The 16,841-nt window shown below is 52.5% G+C and carries 11 protein-coding genes; all 11 read left to right on the top strand.

Going from position 1 to position 16,841, the window contains the following annotated elements:
* The gene (gene dnaA, locus ACQE3D_RS00005; protein WP_168033534.1) at positions 1-1,317 is read left to right on the top strand and encodes a chromosomal replication initiator protein DnaA; all 1,317 of its coding nucleotides are present in this window, start codon (positions 1-3) and stop codon (positions 1,315-1,317) included.
* A 918-nt stretch (positions 1,318-2,235) separates the two neighbouring features.
* Positions 2,236-3,339: a DNA polymerase III subunit beta gene (gene dnaN, locus ACQE3D_RS00010; protein WP_313730906.1), complete on the top strand. Its 1,104-nt coding sequence runs from the start codon at positions 2,236-2,238 to the stop codon at positions 3,337-3,339.
* Positions 3,340-3,347: 8 nt separating this feature from the next.
* A complete protein-coding gene (gene recF, locus ACQE3D_RS00015) occupies positions 3,348-4,421 on the top strand; it encodes a DNA replication/repair protein RecF (RefSeq protein ID WP_313730905.1) in 1,074 nt (357 codons plus the stop codon).
* Positions 4,422-4,536: 115 nt separating this feature from the next.
* Positions 4,537-6,942: a DNA topoisomerase (ATP-hydrolyzing) subunit B gene (gene gyrB / locus ACQE3D_RS00020; RefSeq protein WP_313730904.1), complete on the top strand. Its 2,406-nt coding sequence runs from the start codon at positions 4,537-4,539 to the stop codon at positions 6,940-6,942.
* Positions 6,943-7,210: 268 nt separating this feature from the next.
* Complete coding sequence (locus ACQE3D_RS00025) at positions 7,211-8,707, top strand: type I restriction-modification system subunit M (RefSeq protein WP_313729490.1); 1,497 nt, start codon at positions 7,211-7,213, stop codon at positions 8,705-8,707.
* A complete protein-coding gene (locus tag ACQE3D_RS00030; protein WP_313729489.1) occupies positions 8,704-8,913 on the top strand; it encodes a hypothetical protein in 210 nt (69 codons plus the stop codon). Before ACQE3D_RS00025 ends, ACQE3D_RS00030 begins: the two co-directional genes overlap by 4 nt.
* Positions 8,910-10,430, top strand: coding sequence for a type I restriction-modification system subunit M (locus tag ACQE3D_RS00035; protein ID WP_313729488.1), 1,521 nt, complete (start codon positions 8,910-8,912; stop codon positions 10,428-10,430). The genes ACQE3D_RS00030 and ACQE3D_RS00035 overlap by 4 nt, the downstream gene beginning before the upstream one ends.
* Complete coding sequence (locus ACQE3D_RS00040) at positions 10,423-12,306, top strand: ATP-binding protein (protein ID WP_313729487.1); 1,884 nt, start codon at positions 10,423-10,425, stop codon at positions 12,304-12,306. Before ACQE3D_RS00035 ends, ACQE3D_RS00040 begins: the two co-directional genes overlap by 8 nt.
* Positions 12,290-12,706, top strand: a complete 417-nt coding sequence (locus tag ACQE3D_RS00045) for a hypothetical protein (protein WP_313729486.1) — start codon at positions 12,290-12,292, stop codon at positions 12,704-12,706. Before ACQE3D_RS00040 ends, ACQE3D_RS00045 begins: the two co-directional genes overlap by 17 nt.
* Positions 12,699-13,856, top strand: coding sequence for a restriction endonuclease subunit S (locus ACQE3D_RS00050; protein ID WP_313729485.1), 1,158 nt, complete (start codon positions 12,699-12,701; stop codon positions 13,854-13,856). Before ACQE3D_RS00045 ends, ACQE3D_RS00050 begins: the two co-directional genes overlap by 8 nt.
* Positions 13,853-16,837: a type I restriction endonuclease subunit R gene (locus ACQE3D_RS00055; protein ID WP_313729484.1), complete on the top strand. Its 2,985-nt coding sequence runs from the start codon at positions 13,853-13,855 to the stop codon at positions 16,835-16,837. The genes ACQE3D_RS00050 and ACQE3D_RS00055 overlap by 4 nt, the downstream gene beginning before the upstream one ends.
* The last annotated feature ends 4 nt before the right edge of the window (positions 16,838-16,841 follow it).

A 16,841-nucleotide genomic window follows, 5' to 3' on the forward strand; every position in this document is an offset into this window, starting at 1 on the left:
ATGAGTGTGATTTGGAACAACTGCCTGGCCAAGCTGGAACATGAAATTCCCGGCGCCGACCTGAATACGTGGATCCGGCCACTGCAAGCGGTGGAAACCGACAGCCAGTTAAAACTGCTCGCGCCCAATCGCTTCATCATTGATCATATCAAGCAACATTTTCTGACCCGCATCGAAGACGCGGTCAACGAATTTTCCAACGCCACGCTAGCGGTGCATTTCGAAATCGGCAGCAAGAAAGCGTCGGCGATCAAAACGCAAACGCTGAACAAAAGTCCGGTTCAGAAAAAAAACCAGCCCAACTTTTTAAATAAGGCGTTCACCTTCGAAAGCTTCGTCGAGGGTAAATCCAACCAATTGGCGCGCGCCGCGTCGGTCACGGTTTCCGACAACATCGGCAAGGTATACAACCCGCTCTTTGTTTACGGCAGTTCCGGCTTGGGCAAAACCCATTTGATGCACGCTATCGGCAATGCAGTGCTGCAGAAAAAACCGGACGCCAACATCGTCTACCTGCACTCGGAAAAATTCGTGCAGGATATGGTCAAGGCCTTGCAACAAAACCAGATCAATCATTTCAAGGATTACTATCGCAACATCGATGTTTTGTTGATGGACGATATTCAATTTCTGGCCGGCAAGGAACGTTCGCAGGAAGAGTTTTTCCACACCTTTAATAATCTGCTCGACCAAAAACATCAGGTGGTACTAACTTGCGATAAGTACCCAAAAGAAATCGAGGGCCTGGAAGACCGTTTGAAGTCCCGCTTCAGTTGGGGTTTGCCGGTGGCGATAGAACCGCCCGATTTGGAAACGCGCACCGCTATTTTAATCAAGAAAGCCCAACAGGTTGGCGTGGATCTTAGCCACGACGTGGCGTTTTTCATCGCCAAGCGCATTCCGTCCAATGTTCGAGATTTAGAAGGCGCATTGCGCCGGGTGGTCGCGAATTCGCAATTCACCGGCCGCGACATCACCGTCGAATTTACCAAGGAAGCCTTGCACGATTTGATCAGCTTGCAGGATAAACTGGTCAGCATCGACAACATCCAAAAAACCGTCGCCGAATACTTCAAAATCCGGGTCGCCGACTTATCGTCGAAAAACCGCAAGCAGTCGATTACCCGCCCTAGACAAATCGCCATGACTTTAGCCAGGGAACTGACTTCGCACAGCTACCCGGAAATCGGCGATGCTTTCGGCGGCCGCGACCACACCACCGTCATCAATGCTTGCAAACGGGTCGCCGAACTCAAGGACGAAGACGTCAAAATGGCGGAAGATTACAAAAACCTGCTGCGCACGCTGTCGCACTAAGCCTTGCAGCGGGCGATATCGCTCGCTGCCGCCAATTCCGGGCGCTTTCCGCCCAAAGCCACCACGCCGGCTCAAACACTAAACCTCGAAGTTCAGGCATCGACCGCTCTTCCTGTTACTCGGTCGTATCCCCATTCGCGCGGAAAGACCGGTCATTCCGACATCAATCTTTCGAATTACCCGCTTGACCGAAACGCGAACGATGTTTGTCGCAAACTTCTTATTTCTCCAATCCCTAAAAATTAGTCCTTCCCGCTCGAACAGCCGCCAATCAAACGGGTATCTTAGGCCTAATTCATTGCCTACACCGTCGATTCGCGCGTCGAGAAACCGTCATTTCTGCTGTTGACTATCCTGTCTTTATCCCACCGAGTAGATTGTGGTTCAGCTGTGCATAACTTCAAGACTCGAAGTTGTCCACAATTGCCGCACAGGCGTTACCTACCCGAAAAGACAAGATTCGCCAGACACTAAGACTATGAAAGCACTTCTAAAATTGGGCTTACCCACAACCAAAGGGCTTGCTAATAGCAGTAATAAACTATATTTCTTTTACATTGTTATTGATTAATTCGACGCGAGACGGTCGAAACGAAAAGTCGGTAAACAGACAGACAAAGCCCGTGGAACTCGTTTTTCGAGATTTGCGCGGGTGACGAAAACCGTCAAGCACGCACTAGCTTTTTCCACGATAATACGCCGACCAATTGTGGAAAACCCTGTCATTAGGACCTGGCGCTCTTGGCACGAAACTTGTGGATAAAGTTGCCATCTCTCGTTGTCCACAAATCGTCAACAGGCTATGGGCCGGGATCGCCGCCTTGTTACGTACAAGACAATCGTTTGTTTTATATTACGTAAATCGGGTTTTCCACAGCTTTGCGACTTGTTAATAGTAAAAATAAAAAATAGATATCTATGAAATTTGTTATTAGCCGAGATCTGATTCTGCCATCGTTGCAGCAAATCGTCAGTGTTATAGAAAAGCGCCAGACCATGCCTATTCTTTCCAACGTGCTGTTGTGGGCGGATGAAAGTTCTCTGGTGATGACCGGTACCGATACCGAAATCCAAATCGTCAGCAAGGTCTATTGTGAATCGATAGAAAACCCTGGCGTCATCACGGTACCGGCTCGCAAGTTTTTAGATATTTGCCGGTTGTTGCCTGGCGGTGCGGAGCTCAAGTTCGAGTTGCACGAAGACAAGGTAAAACTATCATCGGGCCGTAGCCGATTTTCGTTGAGCACCTTGCCGGCGGAGCATTATCCGGAGTTCAACGAATCGGAATACGAATACCGGTTTGCGTTAAATGCCGGCAAATTTAAGAAGGGCCTGGATAAAACCCTGTTTTGCATGGCCAACCAGGATGTCAGGTATTACCTGAACGGTTTATTGCTTCACGTCAGTAATTCGAAGATGAAACTGGTGGCGTCCGACGGCCATCGCTTGGCGATTTTCGAGGACGACATCGGTTTCGCCACCGGCTACGAATCGCGCATCATCATTCCCCGCAAAGCGGTTCAAGAGCTAAACCGTTTGCTGGACGATCCCGAAGCGGAATTGGATGTACAGTTCTCGGCCAACCATATCAAGGTCCAATTCAAAGATGTGGTATTCTCCTCAAAGCTGATAGATGCCAAGTTTCCCGACTTCAGTAAAGTCTTCAACCAATCTTTCATGACGCCGTTGCTGATTCAAAAGCAGGTGTTGCGCGACGCCCTGACTCGGGTGGCGATCTTGTCCAACGAAAAATACAAAGGCGTGACCTTCGATATCGGCGGCGACGTTCTTAAACTGAGCACGCATAACCCGGAACACGACGAAGCGGAAGAAGAACTGATCATCGATTATCACGGTCAGACGCTGAGTATTTCCTTCAACTCGCAATACATGCTGGATGCGGTTTCGAATCTTGATTCCGAATTGGCGGTGCTGACGATAGCGGGCAATGCCAGCAGTTGTTTTATCGAAGAACCCGAACAACCCTTATTTAAATTCATTGTCATGCCGATGCGCCTGTAAGCGGGACAATGACCTTGATCGCACTGGATGTTTTTTCGGTTCGAAACATCCGTGAAGCCAGCCTTACTCCTTCGCCGGCAATCAACCTGATTACCGGCGCCAATGCCAGCGGCAAAAGTTCGTTGCTGGAAGCCATTTTCATTCTTGGGCGCGCCCGGTCCTTTCGCACCACGCATATCAAGCAAGCCATTGCCTTCGACCAAACCCACCTGGTGGTGTCCGCGCAAAATCGCCAGCAAGGCCAATCGCTAAGTCGGATTGGGATTCAAATCGACGTCAAGCAATGCGAAATTCGCATCGACGGCGAGAATCGGCAAAAGTCGGATTTGGCCTATGCACTGCCGGTACAGTTGATCGACCCAAAGAGTTACCGCCTGCTTGATGCCGGTCCGCAAGTTCGCCGCGAGTTTTTGGACTGGGGGATTTTTAATCAACACAAACAGTTTCTGGGTCATTGGCGGAAATACGCCAAGGCACTGCAGCAACGTAATAGTCTGTTGAAGTCTCGCCAACTCAGGCAAATTCCGGCGTGGGACCGAGAGTTGGCCGAGCACGGCAAGGTCATCAACCAATTTCGACAAGCCTATGTTGACGAACTGTTGCCGGTGTTTAACGAAACCGCACGGCAATTTTTAACGGACGTTCAAGCGGATGTTCGTTTTCATCCGGGATGGCCTGATGAAAACGAATTGGAACATTACCTGAAACAGGATTTGGATAGAGATCTGCGTTACGGATTTACCCATAGCGGGCCGCATCGCGCAGACTTCATTTGTTATTGCGACAAACGCCCAGCCAAGGACTTCCTATCCAGAGGACAGCAAAAGCTCTATGTACTGGCTTTACTGATGGCGCAAGTAACGTTGTTGAACCGGATTAGCCCGAATGCCTGCTGCATTTTGATCGACGACTTGGCGGCGGAATTGGATACAGAAAACAAGGCAAAATTGTTAAAATATCTGGCTGAACTGAACTGCCAAGTCTTTATCACCAGTACCGATTTTTCCGACTTCGGCGATTTGGCGCCTCTCAAAACTTATAAAAGGTTTCACGTGGAACACGGAAGAATTCAAACGCCGTGATCGCAACGCGAACAAGACAACACAATAACTATAACTCTCACCAGCAGAAGCAACGATGCAGGAATAGATCCCCTCTGGCGTCAATGCGGCAAAACCCTACATTACGGAACACACCATGAGTGAACAATACGACAGTTCGAACATCACAGTACTGAAAGGCCTGGATGCGGTCAGAAAACGTCCCGGCATGTACATAGGCGATACCGACGACGGTTCCGGCTTGCATCACATGGTGTTCGAAGTAGTCGACAATTCCATTGACGAAGCCTTGGCCGGCTACTGTAAAGGTGTCGATGTGGTGATACACGAAAACGGTTCGGTATCGGTCTACGACGACGGTCGCGGTATCCCGGTCGATATTCACAAGGAAGAAGGCCGTTCCGCCGCCGAAGTCATCATGACCGTCTTGCACGCCGGCGGTAAATTCGACGACAACGCCTACAAGGTGTCAGGCGGCTTGCACGGCGTCGGGGTTTCGGTCGTGAATGCGTTATCCGAAGAGCTGACATTGAAGGTGCGCAAGAACGGTAAATTGCACATGCAAAAATATGTGCTCGGCGAACCGGTCGCACCGCTGGCCATCGTTGGTGATGCCGAAGGTAGCGGCACCTACATCAACTTCAAGCCCAGCCCGACCATCTTCACCAACATCGAATTCCACTACGACATACTCGCCAAACGGCTGCGCGAATTATCCTTCCTCAACTCCGGCGTCAGAATCTCGCTACGCGACGAACGCAGCGGCAAGGAAGACGTGTTCGAATTCGAAGGCGGCATCAGCGCCTTTGTTCAACACTTGAACAAGAACAAAACCCCGCTGTTCGAAAAAGTGTTTCACTTCCAGGCCGAGAAAGAAGGCGTCACTGTTGAAGTTGCGATGCAATGGAACGATTCCTATCAGGAAAATGTGTTCTGCTACACCAACAATATTCCGCAACGCGATGGCGGTACCCACTTGGCCGGCTTCCGGGCCGCGCTGACTCGCACCATCAACCAATACATCGAAAGCAACGGTCTGGCTAAAAAGGAAAAGGTCGCCACCACCGGCGACGATGCTCGCGAAGGTTTGACCGCCGTATTGTCGGTGAAAGTCCCCGATCCCAAGTTCTCGTCGCAAACCAAGGACAAACTGGTGTCCTCGGAAGTCAAACCGCTGGTCGAATCGACGATGAACGAGAAACTCCAGGAATTTCTGCTGGAGCAGCCTCAAGTTGCTAAAGCAATCGCCGGCAAGATTATCGACGCCGCCCGCGCCCGCGAAGCGGCCCGCAAGGCCCGCGAAATGACTCGCCGCAAAACCACGCTGGATATCGCCGGCCTGCCCGGTAAATTGGCCGACTGTCAGGAAAAAGACCCGGCCTTGTCCGAACTGTTCATCGTGGAAGGGGACTCGGCCGGCGGTTCCGCCAAACAAGGCCGCGACCGCCGCACCCAGGCCATCCTGCCGCTGAAAGGTAAAATTCTGAACGTGGAACGCGCCCGCTTCGACAGAATGATTTCATCGGAAGAAGTCGGCACCTTGATTACCGCGCTGGGCTGCGGCATCGGCAAGGACGAATACAACGTCGACAAACTGCGCTACCACCGCATCATCATCATGACCGACGCCGACGTCGACGGCTCGCACATCCGCACCCTGCTGCTGACCTTCTTCTATCGGCAATTGCCGGAGCTGGTCGAACGCGGCCATATCTACATCGCCCAACCGCCGCTGTATAAAGTCAAAAAAGGCAAACAAGAACATTACGTCAAGGACGACAGCGCCTTGAATCAATACCTGATCCAATTGGCGCTGGACAAGGCCCAACTGCAAACCGACGCCGATACGCCGATCATCCAGGGCCAGGGCCTGGAAAAGCTGGCAACCGAATTCGCCGAGGTCATGGCGGTCATAAATCGCCTGTCCAGACGCTACGACGATCTGTACCTGGAACAAATGACCTATTTACAGCCCCTGGACGCCACCGCCAAGGCCGACGAAGCGAAACTAAGCGCCTGGTTTGTCGATTTGGAGCAGAAGCTCAACAGCGGCGACCACAAGGCCGTATTCAGCACCGAGGTTAAATATCACGGTGCCGACGACTTCGACATCACCGTCAACAAGCGCCTGCACGGCATCACCAAAAGCTTCGTGCTGCACTCCACCTTCTTTACAGGCATGGACTATCAAAAAATAGCCCGCTACGCCGAGCAAACCCTGAGCCTGTTCGGTCCGGATTCAGTGATGCGGATGGGCGAGCGCGAGCAAAGCGTCGCCAATTTCAAGGAAGCCTTCGAATGGATGATGAAGGAAGTCAAAAAAGGCCAACACATCCAGCGCTACAAAGGTCTAGGCGAAATGAACCCCGAGCAACTCTGGGAAACCACGCTGGACAGCAACAGCCGCCGCCTGCTGCAAGTCACCATCAACGACGTGATCGCCGCCGACGAAATCTTCACCACGCTAATGGGCGACGTCGTTGAACCGCGGCGGGATTTCATCGTCAAGAACGCGCTGGATGTGGCGAATTTGGATGTGTAGAGATGTATCGGTGTCAGATCTCAAAATAGATGAAAAAAATCTCATAATTGTGAAATGAAATCTCATAAATCATGAAATGGGCTATTGGGATATGTATTTGAGAAATATTCTTATTTAATCGTGATTAGCTAACGGGAGAGTAAAAATTACTGCTCCCGTGGCTAAACAGTTTTTGAATAGCCGATGCACTTTTGATCCAGTTCTATCAATGAAGCGGGACAAAAAGTAGTAGCCGTCAACAATAACTATATTCAGTGTGGATGAATGCTTGGACGCAAAACTTACAACTCTGAACCAGCTTGAAAGCCACCTCTGGGAATCCGCCAATATTTTGCGCGGCCCGGTGGATGCGGCAGATTTCAAGACCTACATCTTCCCGCTACTGTTCTTCAAACGCATTTGTGATGTGTGGGACGAAGAGTATGCCGACATCGTGGCCGAAACCGGTGATGCGGAATTAGCGCTATTTCCGGAATCTCACCGCTTCCAGATCCCCAATGATTGTCATTGGAACGATGTCCGATCAGTTGCCAGCAATGTCGGCACCGCCTTGCAGCGCGCGATGCGTGAGATCGAAAAAGCCAACCCCGATACCTTGTATGGCGTTTTCGGTGATGCCCAATGGACCAACAAAGAACGCTTGTCGGATGCGCTGCTCAAGGATTTGATCGAGCACTTTTCCAAACTCCCCTTGGGCAATCACAGTGCCACCTCCGATGTGGTCGGCGATGCCTACGAATACCTGATCAAGAAATTCGCCGACGCCACCAACAAGAAAGCCGGTGAGTTCTATACCCCGCGCAGTGTCGTGCGTTTGATGATCGATATGCTTGATCCGAAAGAAGGCGAAACCATTTACGACCCGGCTTGCGGCACCGGTGGTATGTTGCTCGCAGCCGTGCAACATGTCAGCGAAATGCACGGTGACGTCAAACGCTTATGGGGTAAGTTGTTCGGTCAGGAGAAGAATCTGACTACCTCGTCCATCGCGCGCATGAACCTGTTTCTGCACGGTATTGAAGATTTTCAGATCGTGCGTGGTGACACGTTACGCAGTCCCGCTTTTTTCGACGGCGACCGGCTGGCGACGTTCGATTGCGTGATCGCCAATCCGCCATTCTCTTTAGAAAAATGGGGCGAAGAGCTTTGGCTTAACGATCCCTTCGGTCGGAACTTTGCTGGCTTGCCGCCCTCAAGTTCTGGCGACTTTGCCTGGGTCCAGCACATGGTCAAGTCTATGGCGGATGTCAGCGGTCGGATGGCTGTGGTTCTGCCGCAGGGCGCACTGTTTCGCAAAGGCGCGGAGGGTTCAATCCGGCAAAAGCTGCTTGAATTGGATTTGATAGAAGCCGTGATTGGCTTGGCGCCGAATCTGTTTTACGGCACCGGTTTGGCGGCCTGTATTCTGGTGCTTCGTAAGAAGAAGCCGGCAGAGCGTCAACACAAGGTCCTGATTGCCGATGCCTCGCGGCTATTCCGTCGCAGTCGGGCTCAAAACTATCTGGAACCCGAACATGCCCAGCAAATTCAGGGTTGGTTCCAGAACTACCAGGATGTGCAGGACGCCGTCCGTATTGTCAGTCTGGACGAAATCAAAGCTGAAGACTGGACCCTCAACATCTCGCGTTACGTGTTGCCACCACTCACGGAAGACATTCCACCGTTACCAGAAGCCATCGCGGCTTTCAAAGATGCGTTAGCCCGTTGCCGAGAAGCCGAAGAACGACTGGCTAACGTCATGAGTGAGGGCGGCTGGTTACAATGAGTTCTAGAAAATACATCTGTCCAAACTGCCGGCAGAAAGCCGGGGTGGATATTCTTTACGGTGAGCCGACCGAACTGGCTTTTGAAATGGCGGGTCGTGGTGAAGTTGTGCTTGGTGGTTGTTGTGTCGATTTGGAAGGTCCTGAGAGGGAATGCACCGCTTGCGGTTATCAATGGCGCATTAAACGCCAGGGAGATGAAGCTTGATTAGTCGCATCAGCCAACAAGAACTCGAATCCTACCTCTGGGGTGCCGCCGTCCTGTTGCGCGGCCTAATCGACGCCGGCGATTACAAGCAATTCATTTTCCCGTTGCTGTTTTTCAAACGGATCTCAGATGTCTGGGATGAAGAATACTACTTGGCTATAGCCGATTCGGATGGTGATTTGTCCTATGCCGAGTTTGCCGAAAATCACCGCTTCCAGATTCCCGACGGTGCTCACTGGAACGATGTACGGCAAACGCCCAAAAATGTCGGCATGGTAATTCAAACCGCCTTGCGTCAACTGGAAGCCGCCAATCCTGATTTGCTGACCGGCATTTTCGGTGATGCGCCCTGGACCAATCGCGAGCGCCTGCCGGACGAAACACTGAAAAACCTGATCGAGCATTTCTCGACCCAAACCCTATCGGTCGCCAACGTTCCCGAGGACGAGCTGGGCAACGCCTATGAGTTTCTGATCAAAAAGTTCGCCGATGATTCCGGTCATACCGCCGCCGAGTTTTACACTAACCGTACCGTCGTGCATCTGATGACGCAATTGCTGGCACCGCAGGCCGGCGAGTCGATCTACGATCCTACTTGCGGCACCGGTGGCATGCTGATTTCGGCCTTGACCGAGGTCAAACGTAGCGGCGGCGAATATCGCACCCTCAAACTTTATGGGCAGGAACGCAATCTGATCACCTCCGGTATCGCCCGGATGAATCTGTTCCTGCATGGTGTCGAGGACTTTCAAATCATTCGCGGCGACACGCTGGCCGATCCCAAACACATCGAAGGTGATCGCTTGCGCCAGTTCGATGTGATCCTTGCCAATCCGCCGTATTCCATCAAACAATGGGATCGCACGGCCTTCGAGCAGGACAAATGGGGGCGTAACTTTCTCGGCACGCCGCCGCAAGGTCGCGCCGACTATGCCTTCCAGCAACATATTCTCGCCAGCCTCAGTAATAAGGGTCGTTGCGCCATCCTCTGGCCGCACGGCGTGTTGTTCCGCAACGAGGAACAAACCATGCGAACCAAGATGGTTGAGCAGGACTGGGTCGAGGCGGTTATAGGTCTGGGGCCAAACCTGTTCTACAACTCGCCGATGGAATCTTGCATCGTGGTCTGTAACCGCAACAAATCCACAGCCCGCAAACACCAGGTGCTGTTTATCGACGCGCTTAATGAAGTCACGCGGGAACGCGCGCAAAGCTTCCTGAAACCCGAACACCAACAGCGCATCCTCGACGCTTTCCAAACCTTTGCCGACCAACCCGGTTTCGCCAAAGTGGTTACTCTGGGCGAGTTACAAGCCCAGGACTGTAATCTTTCGATCCCGCTTTACGTCAAACGTCAGACCAGTAATACCAAAAGCGCCGATAATAACGAGCAACCTTCCAGCCTGAAAGAAGCCTGGGAAAACTGGCAAACCAACGGCCGAGCTTTTTGGCAGCAAATGGATAATCTGGTAGAAACTCTCGATCAACTGGTTTCGGAGACCGAGTCCGATGCGTAGCGCCATCGAACTGTTCGAAGAACTTAACGCCGTTGATGAGTCGTCGCGCATAGAAGCTAAGCGGGCCAGCGAGTTAGGTAAATCGGTGATGCAAACCGTCATCGCCTTTGCCAACGAACCCGGCCTGGACGGTGGTTATTTATTACTCGGAGCCAACTGGAAAACCAACGACAAAGGCGATGTCGTTTACTGGGCAGAAGGCTTATCGGACTTGGACAAAGTACAAAAGGATTTAGCGACCCAATGCGCTAACATGCTTAACGTCGTGGTTCGCCCGGAAATGCAGATCGAAACAGTGGATGGCAAATTGGTACTGGTTGTTTATGTACCGGAGTCCGATGTCAGTCAAAAGCCTATTTACATTAAAGCCACCGGCCTGCCTCGTGGTGCCTACCGGCGTATTGGTTCCACCGATCAGCATTGTGTTGATGAAGACCTTTGGGTACTGCGCGGCGATCCGCAACCACAAACAGGCCCCGATATGGTCGTTATCCGCGAAGCCAATCGTGACGACATCGATCCCTTAGCGGTTGCCGAATACCGCCGTCTGCGAGCGGAGGCAAACCCGGAAGCGGAAGAACTTGCTTACGGTGATGACGATTTGCTGGAAGCGATTTGCGCGTTGAAACGTGCGGACGGGGAATTGTGTCCTACCTTGGCCGGCATCGTGTTGTTTGGTAAATCGCTGGCATTGCGACGGCTAATGCCTGCCCTGCGAATTGATTACATTCGTGTTCCCGGCATGCAATGGGTCGAAGACCCGGATGATCGCTTTGTCACCACGCTGGATTTGCGCAAACCCTTGATGTTGGCCCTGCGGCAAATGCAGAACACCATCCTAGACGAGCTGCCCAAAGGCTTTAGATTGGATGACGGCGAAATGCAAAGCCGCCAGGAGCCGTTATTACCGCGCAAAGTCATCCGCGAAGCGTTGGCCAATGCCGCCATGCACCGGAGTTATCAGATTCACAGCCCGGTACAGATCATTCGTTACAGCAATCGCATCGAAGTCATCAATCCCGGCTTCTCGCTCAAAGATATGGCCGACTTGGGTAAGCCTGGCTCAAGACTACGTAATCCGGCGATTGCTGCCGTATTGCATGACTTGCACTGGGCAGAAACCAAAGGCTCCGGTATCCGTACCATGCGCCGCCTGTCCGCCGATGCGGGTTTGCCCTTGCCGGAATTCAACTCGGACCGGCAGAAAAATGAATTCAAAGCCACGCTATTTCTGCACCACCTGTTAACCGAAGACGATTACCGCTGGCTCAAGTCCCTAGCTGGAGATACGCTTAATGCAGAAGAAGCCAAGGTTCTGATCTACGCTCGCGAAACGGGTGCGGTCGATAATACCGCCTGCCGGGATTTTTCCGGTCTAGATACTTTAACGGCCAGCCAAGTATTGCGCCGTTTGCGGGACCGAGGCCTATTAGTCAAACAAGGTAGTGGTAGTCGCACCTATTACACGCTGCAGTCGCCAGTTGTCGAGCCTGATCTTCATCCTGAACAGACGCGCTTACCCTTCGAGAATGAACCAGTGCTGGTTAAAGGTGGTAAGCTCAATGTCGAAGGTGGTAAGCTCAACCGTGCTGACTTACCACCTGAGCTTGCAACCTGTCTGCCTCAACCCGGCCAGCGATTGAGTGCTGAAGCACTGCGCGCGCTGATTTGTGAACTTTGTAGGTGGCAAGCACTTCGTGGCGAAGAGCTTGCCACCTTACTGGATAAAGATCTCAAATACCTGCGCAATAAACATTTGACGGACATGGTGCAAAGCGGGCAATTGACTCTGCTTTATCCGGAATCCCCTAATCATCCACATCAGGCTTACGTCGCGTCGGCACAAGACAAGGAAGAAAATGAACCGGGCGAATGATCGTCGTGAATTGGCTTGCCTGAGGATTACGCCGAGCGGGTACTTCCAACCCGCAGCAACGCATAAATTGACCTTGGTGCAACAAGGCGATAACTGCTGGATAGAAACCACCGAACAACTTGGACGTAAACGTAAGCAATCGCGAACCAGCGTAGCCCCGGAAGCGGTTGTCCAACAACTCGAACGGCTCCGCAACGCCACCATCCCAGCATTCCCGATCAGTCCGTTAGTGTGTGACGGCGAATATGAGGAACTGACCCTACATGGCGAATATTCAACTCTGACCCTGGGCTGGTGGACTATGCCGCCGTTTGGCGCCGATGCGTTGGCCGATTTTGCCGGCTGGCTGCGCGGTTTGGGATTGCCGGATGAAGACGATCAGGACGATGACAATGGATAAAAGCGTGTTGAAACCGGGTTGGCGCAAGGTGAAGTTTGGCGAGGTGGTGCGGTTGTCCAAGGCGCGTTGCGCCGATCCGCTGGCGGAAGGTGTCGAGCGGTATGTCGGGCTGGAGCATTTGGAGCCGGGCGATTTGCGGATTCGTAGCTGGGGTAATGTGGCGGAGGGTACGACTTTTACCAGCGTGTTCAAGCCGGGACAGGTGTTGTTTGGCAAGCGCCGGGCCTATCAACGCAAGGTGGCGGTAGCGGATTTCTCCGGGGTTTGCTCCGGCGACATCTATGTGCTGGAAAGCCGGGATGCCAATGTGCTGTTACCAGACCTGTTGCCGTTTATTTGTCAGACTGATGCGTTTTTCGAGCATGCGGTCGGCACCTCGGCAGGTAGTTTGAGCCCGCGAACTAACTGGTCGAGTTTGGCGGATTTTGAGTTTGCGTTGCCGCCTATAAGTGAGCAGCGACGAATCTTGGTATTGATGCGTGAGATCGATGAGACTATCGAATCATACATCGAAGCCCTCAAAAAGCATGAAACTGCAAGGCTTGCAGTGCTTGACGACTTGATCACTGATGGAGGAAAGGAGCTTGAAATAGGGTGGAGTAGTCAATGCCTTGGGGATGTTTGTGATCTCGTCAACGGCTATGGGTTTAAACCGCAAGACTGGCAGGAAGAGGGACTTCCAATTATCCGAATACAGAATCTTAACGGCTCACAACAATTCAATTACTTCAACGGCCAAGTAGACAAAAAATTTCATGTCTCAGCCGGGGACTTGCTTTTCGCTTGGGCTGGCGTCCCAGGTGTGTCGTTTGGTGCTCGCATTTGGCAAGGAACGAATGCAGTGTTGAATCAGCATATTTTTCGAGTTGTTCCGAAATCTGGTTTTAACCAACAATGGTTGTTTGAGGTGCTAAACCACATTACGCCTATGATTGAACGTCGCGCCCATGGATTTAAGACATCGCTTCTTCACATAAAGCGATCTGAGCTGATCAAGATGGCTGTAAGAGTTCCTCCACTAGAAGTACAGCATCAGATAGAGATTGTATCCAAAACAATGCAGCAGGGGCGCGATAGCATTAATGAACGATTACAGACGCTACGCACCTTGCGGCGTACTGTAATGTTTGGAAATGGAGAGCACCTATGAGTTCTATTTTTACCGAATCAAACACCGTCGAGGCCTACCTCTACGATTTGCTGTCAGGCTCGATCAAACCCGTTCCAACCAACGTCGCTAAAGAGCCGCAAACCGCCTATGGCCGCTCCTCGAAAGGCCTAGGCTGGCAACGCATCGCCAGCGCCGACATTCCCCGTCAACCCCAGGAAGTGCTGGTCGAGCCTTGGCTGCGCGAAGCACTGATCCGCCTCAATCCGGAAATTGCCGCCCAACCCGATCGCGCCGACGAAGTTCTGTACAAACTGCGCGCGATCATTCTTTCGGTACGTTCCGACGGATTGATTCGCGCCAACGAGGAAATGACCGCCTGGCTGCGCGGTGAGCGTTCCATGCCGTTCGGCGACAACAACCAGCATGTGCCGGTGCGGCTGATCGATTTCGACGATCTCGACCAAAACCAGTACGTCGCCACCCAGCAATTTACCTACCGCGCCGGCAGCGCCGAACGCCGTGCCGATCTGATGTTGCTGGTCAATGGGTTGCCGCTGGTGTTAATCGAAGCCAAAACCCCGACTCGCTCGGCTATCAGTTGGGTCGATGGCGCCGTGCAGGTGCATGACGATTACGAAAAATTCGTGCCGGAATTGTTTACTTGCAACGTGTTTTCAGTCGCTACCGAGGGCAAGGCCTATCACTACGGTTCGCTCGGTCTACCGATCAAAGACTGGGGGCCGTGGAATCTGGATGAGGATAACGGCGATGCCCGCCACCATCCGCTGAAGACTTTGCAGCTGGCCGCTGAAAGCATGCTGCGGCCGCATGTGGTGCTGGACATTCTCGCCAGCTTTACCTTGTTCGCCACCGACAAGAAGAAACGCCGTATCAAGATCATCTGCCGTTACCAGCAATACGAAGCGACCAACAAGATTGTCGAGCGAGTGCTGGCCGGCTATCCGAAAAAGGGTCTGATCTGGCATTTTCAAGGGTCCGGCAAATCGCTGCTGATGGTGTTTGCCGCGCAAAAGCTGCGCCTGCATCCGCATCTAAAAAACCCGACCGTGTTGATTGTGGTGGACCGCATCGACCTGGATACCCAAATCACCGGCACCTTTACCGGCGCCGACATTCCCAATCTGGAAAAAGCGGAGACGCGGGACAAGCTGCAGCAACTGCTGGCCCAGGATGTCCGCAAGATCATCATCACCACCATCTTCAAGTTCGGCGAAGCCGAGGGCACACTCAACCCGCGCAGCAACATCATCGCGCTGGTCGACGAAGCCCACCGCACCCAGGAAGGCGACCTGGGCCGCAAAATGCGCGATGCGCTGCCTAATGCGTTTTTGTTTGGCCTGACCGGCACGCCGATCAACCGTTTCGACCGTAATACCTTTTATGCCTTTGGTGCCGAGGAAGATGACAAGGGTTATCTGAGCCGCTACGGTTTTGAAGAATCCATCCGCGACGGCGCCACATTGAAGCTGCACTTCGAGCCGCGTCTGCTGGAATTACATATCGACAAACCCGCCATCGACGCCGCTTTCAAGGAAATGACCGGAGCGCTGTCCGACCTGGATCGCGACAACCTTGGCAAAACTGCTGCCAAAATGGCAGTGCTGGTGAAAACGCCGGAACGTATTCGTCGGGTGACGGAAGACATCGTTCAGCATTTCCAGAACAAAGTCGAGCCCAATGGCTTCAAAGGTCAGATCGTGGCATTCGACCGCGAATCCTGTCTGCTCTACAAACAGGCGCTGGACAAGTTGCTGCCGACCGAAGCATCGGAAGTGGTGATGACGGTCAACGGCAACGAGACGGAATACAAGCCATTTGCCCGCAGCAAGGATGAAGAAGAACGCTTGCTGGATCGGTTTCGCGATCCCAACGATCCGCTGAAACTGTTGATCGTCACCGCCAAACTGCTCACCGGCTTCGATGCGCCAATTTTGCAGGTCATGTATCTGGATAAACCGCTACGCGACCATACCTTGCTGCAAGCCATCTGCCGGGTGAACCGGACCTTTTCCGAATTGAAAACCCACGGATTGATCGTCGATTACTTGGGCATTTTCGACGACGTGGCCAAGGCGCTGGAGTTTGACGATAAAAGCATGCTGGCCGTGGTGTCGAATATCCAGGAACTGAAAGACAAGTTTCCGGAAGCGATGCAGAAATGCCTGGCGTTTTTTGCCGGTGTCGATCGTACAATCGAAGGTTACGAGGGTTTGATCGCCGCTCAGCAATGTCTGCCCAACAACGAAGTCCGCGACAATTTCGGCGCCGAATACAGTTTGCTCGGCAAACTCTGGGAAGCCATATCGCCCGATACCTTCCTTGGGCAATACGAGAAGGACTACAAGTGGCTGTCGCAGGTGTACCAGTCGGTGCAACCATCCAGCGGTCACGGCAAACTGATTTGGCATTCGCTCGGTGCCAAAACCATCGAACTGATCCATCAAAACGTGCATGTCGATGCGGTGCGTGACGACCTGGATACCTTGGTGCTGGATGCCGATTTACTGGAAGCGGTGTTGTCCAATCCCGACCCGAAAAAGGTCAAGCAAATCGAAATCAAGGTCGCGCGGCGCTTGCGTAATCATCTTGGCAATCCAAAATTCAAGGAACTCTCCGAACGGCTGGATGCCTTGCGCGACCGTTTTGAAAACGGCGTACTGAACAGCGTCGAGTTTTTGAAGCAACTGCTGCAAATCGCCAAGGAAGTCTTACAGGCCGAGAAGGAAACACCGCCGGAAGAAGAGGAAGATCGCGGCAAATCGGCACTGACCGAGTTATTCAACGAAGTGAAAACCGCCGATACTCCGATCATTGTCGAGCGCGTGGTGGCAGACATCGACGAAATCGTCCGGCTTGTACGCTTCCCCGGTTGGCAAAATACCCTGGCCGGCGAGCGCGAGGTCAAGAAGGCGCTACGCAAATCCTTGTTCAAATACAAACTGCATGCCGATGAGGAGCTGTTTGAGAAGGCTTACAGCTACATCCGACAATATTATTAGCTAA

This window comes from Methylomonas sp. MS20 (genome assembly GCF_050275925.1).
Taxonomy (GTDB): domain Bacteria; phylum Pseudomonadota; class Gammaproteobacteria; order Methylococcales; family Methylomonadaceae; genus Methylomonas; species Methylomonas koyamae_A.

What these genes read in the sequence shown, in the direction of transcription:
- ACQE3D_RS00040 (WP_313729487.1), top strand. Translation starts at nt 10,423, where the DNA reads ATGCGTAGCGCCATCGAACTGTTCGAAGAACTTAACGCCGTTGATGAG.
- gyrB (WP_313730904.1), top strand. Translation starts at nt 4,537, where the DNA reads ATGAGTGAACAATACGACAGTTCGAACATCACAGTACTGAAAGGCCTG.
- ACQE3D_RS00050 (WP_313729485.1), top strand. Translation starts at nt 12,699, where the DNA reads ATGGATAAAAGCGTGTTGAAACCGGGTTGGCGCAAGGTGAAGTTTGGC.
- ACQE3D_RS00055 (WP_313729484.1), top strand. Translation starts at nt 13,853, where the DNA reads ATGAGTTCTATTTTTACCGAATCAAACACCGTCGAGGCCTACCTCTAC.
- recF (WP_313730905.1), top strand. Translation starts at nt 3,348, where the DNA reads ATGACCTTGATCGCACTGGATGTTTTTTCGGTTCGAAACATCCGTGAA.
- dnaN (WP_313730906.1), top strand. Translation starts at nt 2,236, where the DNA reads ATGAAATTTGTTATTAGCCGAGATCTGATTCTGCCATCGTTGCAGCAA.
- ACQE3D_RS00030 (WP_313729489.1), top strand. Translation starts at nt 8,704, where the DNA reads ATGAGTTCTAGAAAATACATCTGTCCAAACTGCCGGCAGAAAGCCGGG.
- dnaA (WP_168033534.1), top strand. Translation starts at nt 1, where the DNA reads ATGAGTGTGATTTGGAACAACTGCCTGGCCAAGCTGGAACATGAAATT.
- ACQE3D_RS00045 (WP_313729486.1), top strand. Translation starts at nt 12,290, where the DNA reads ATGAACCGGGCGAATGATCGTCGTGAATTGGCTTGCCTGAGGATTACG.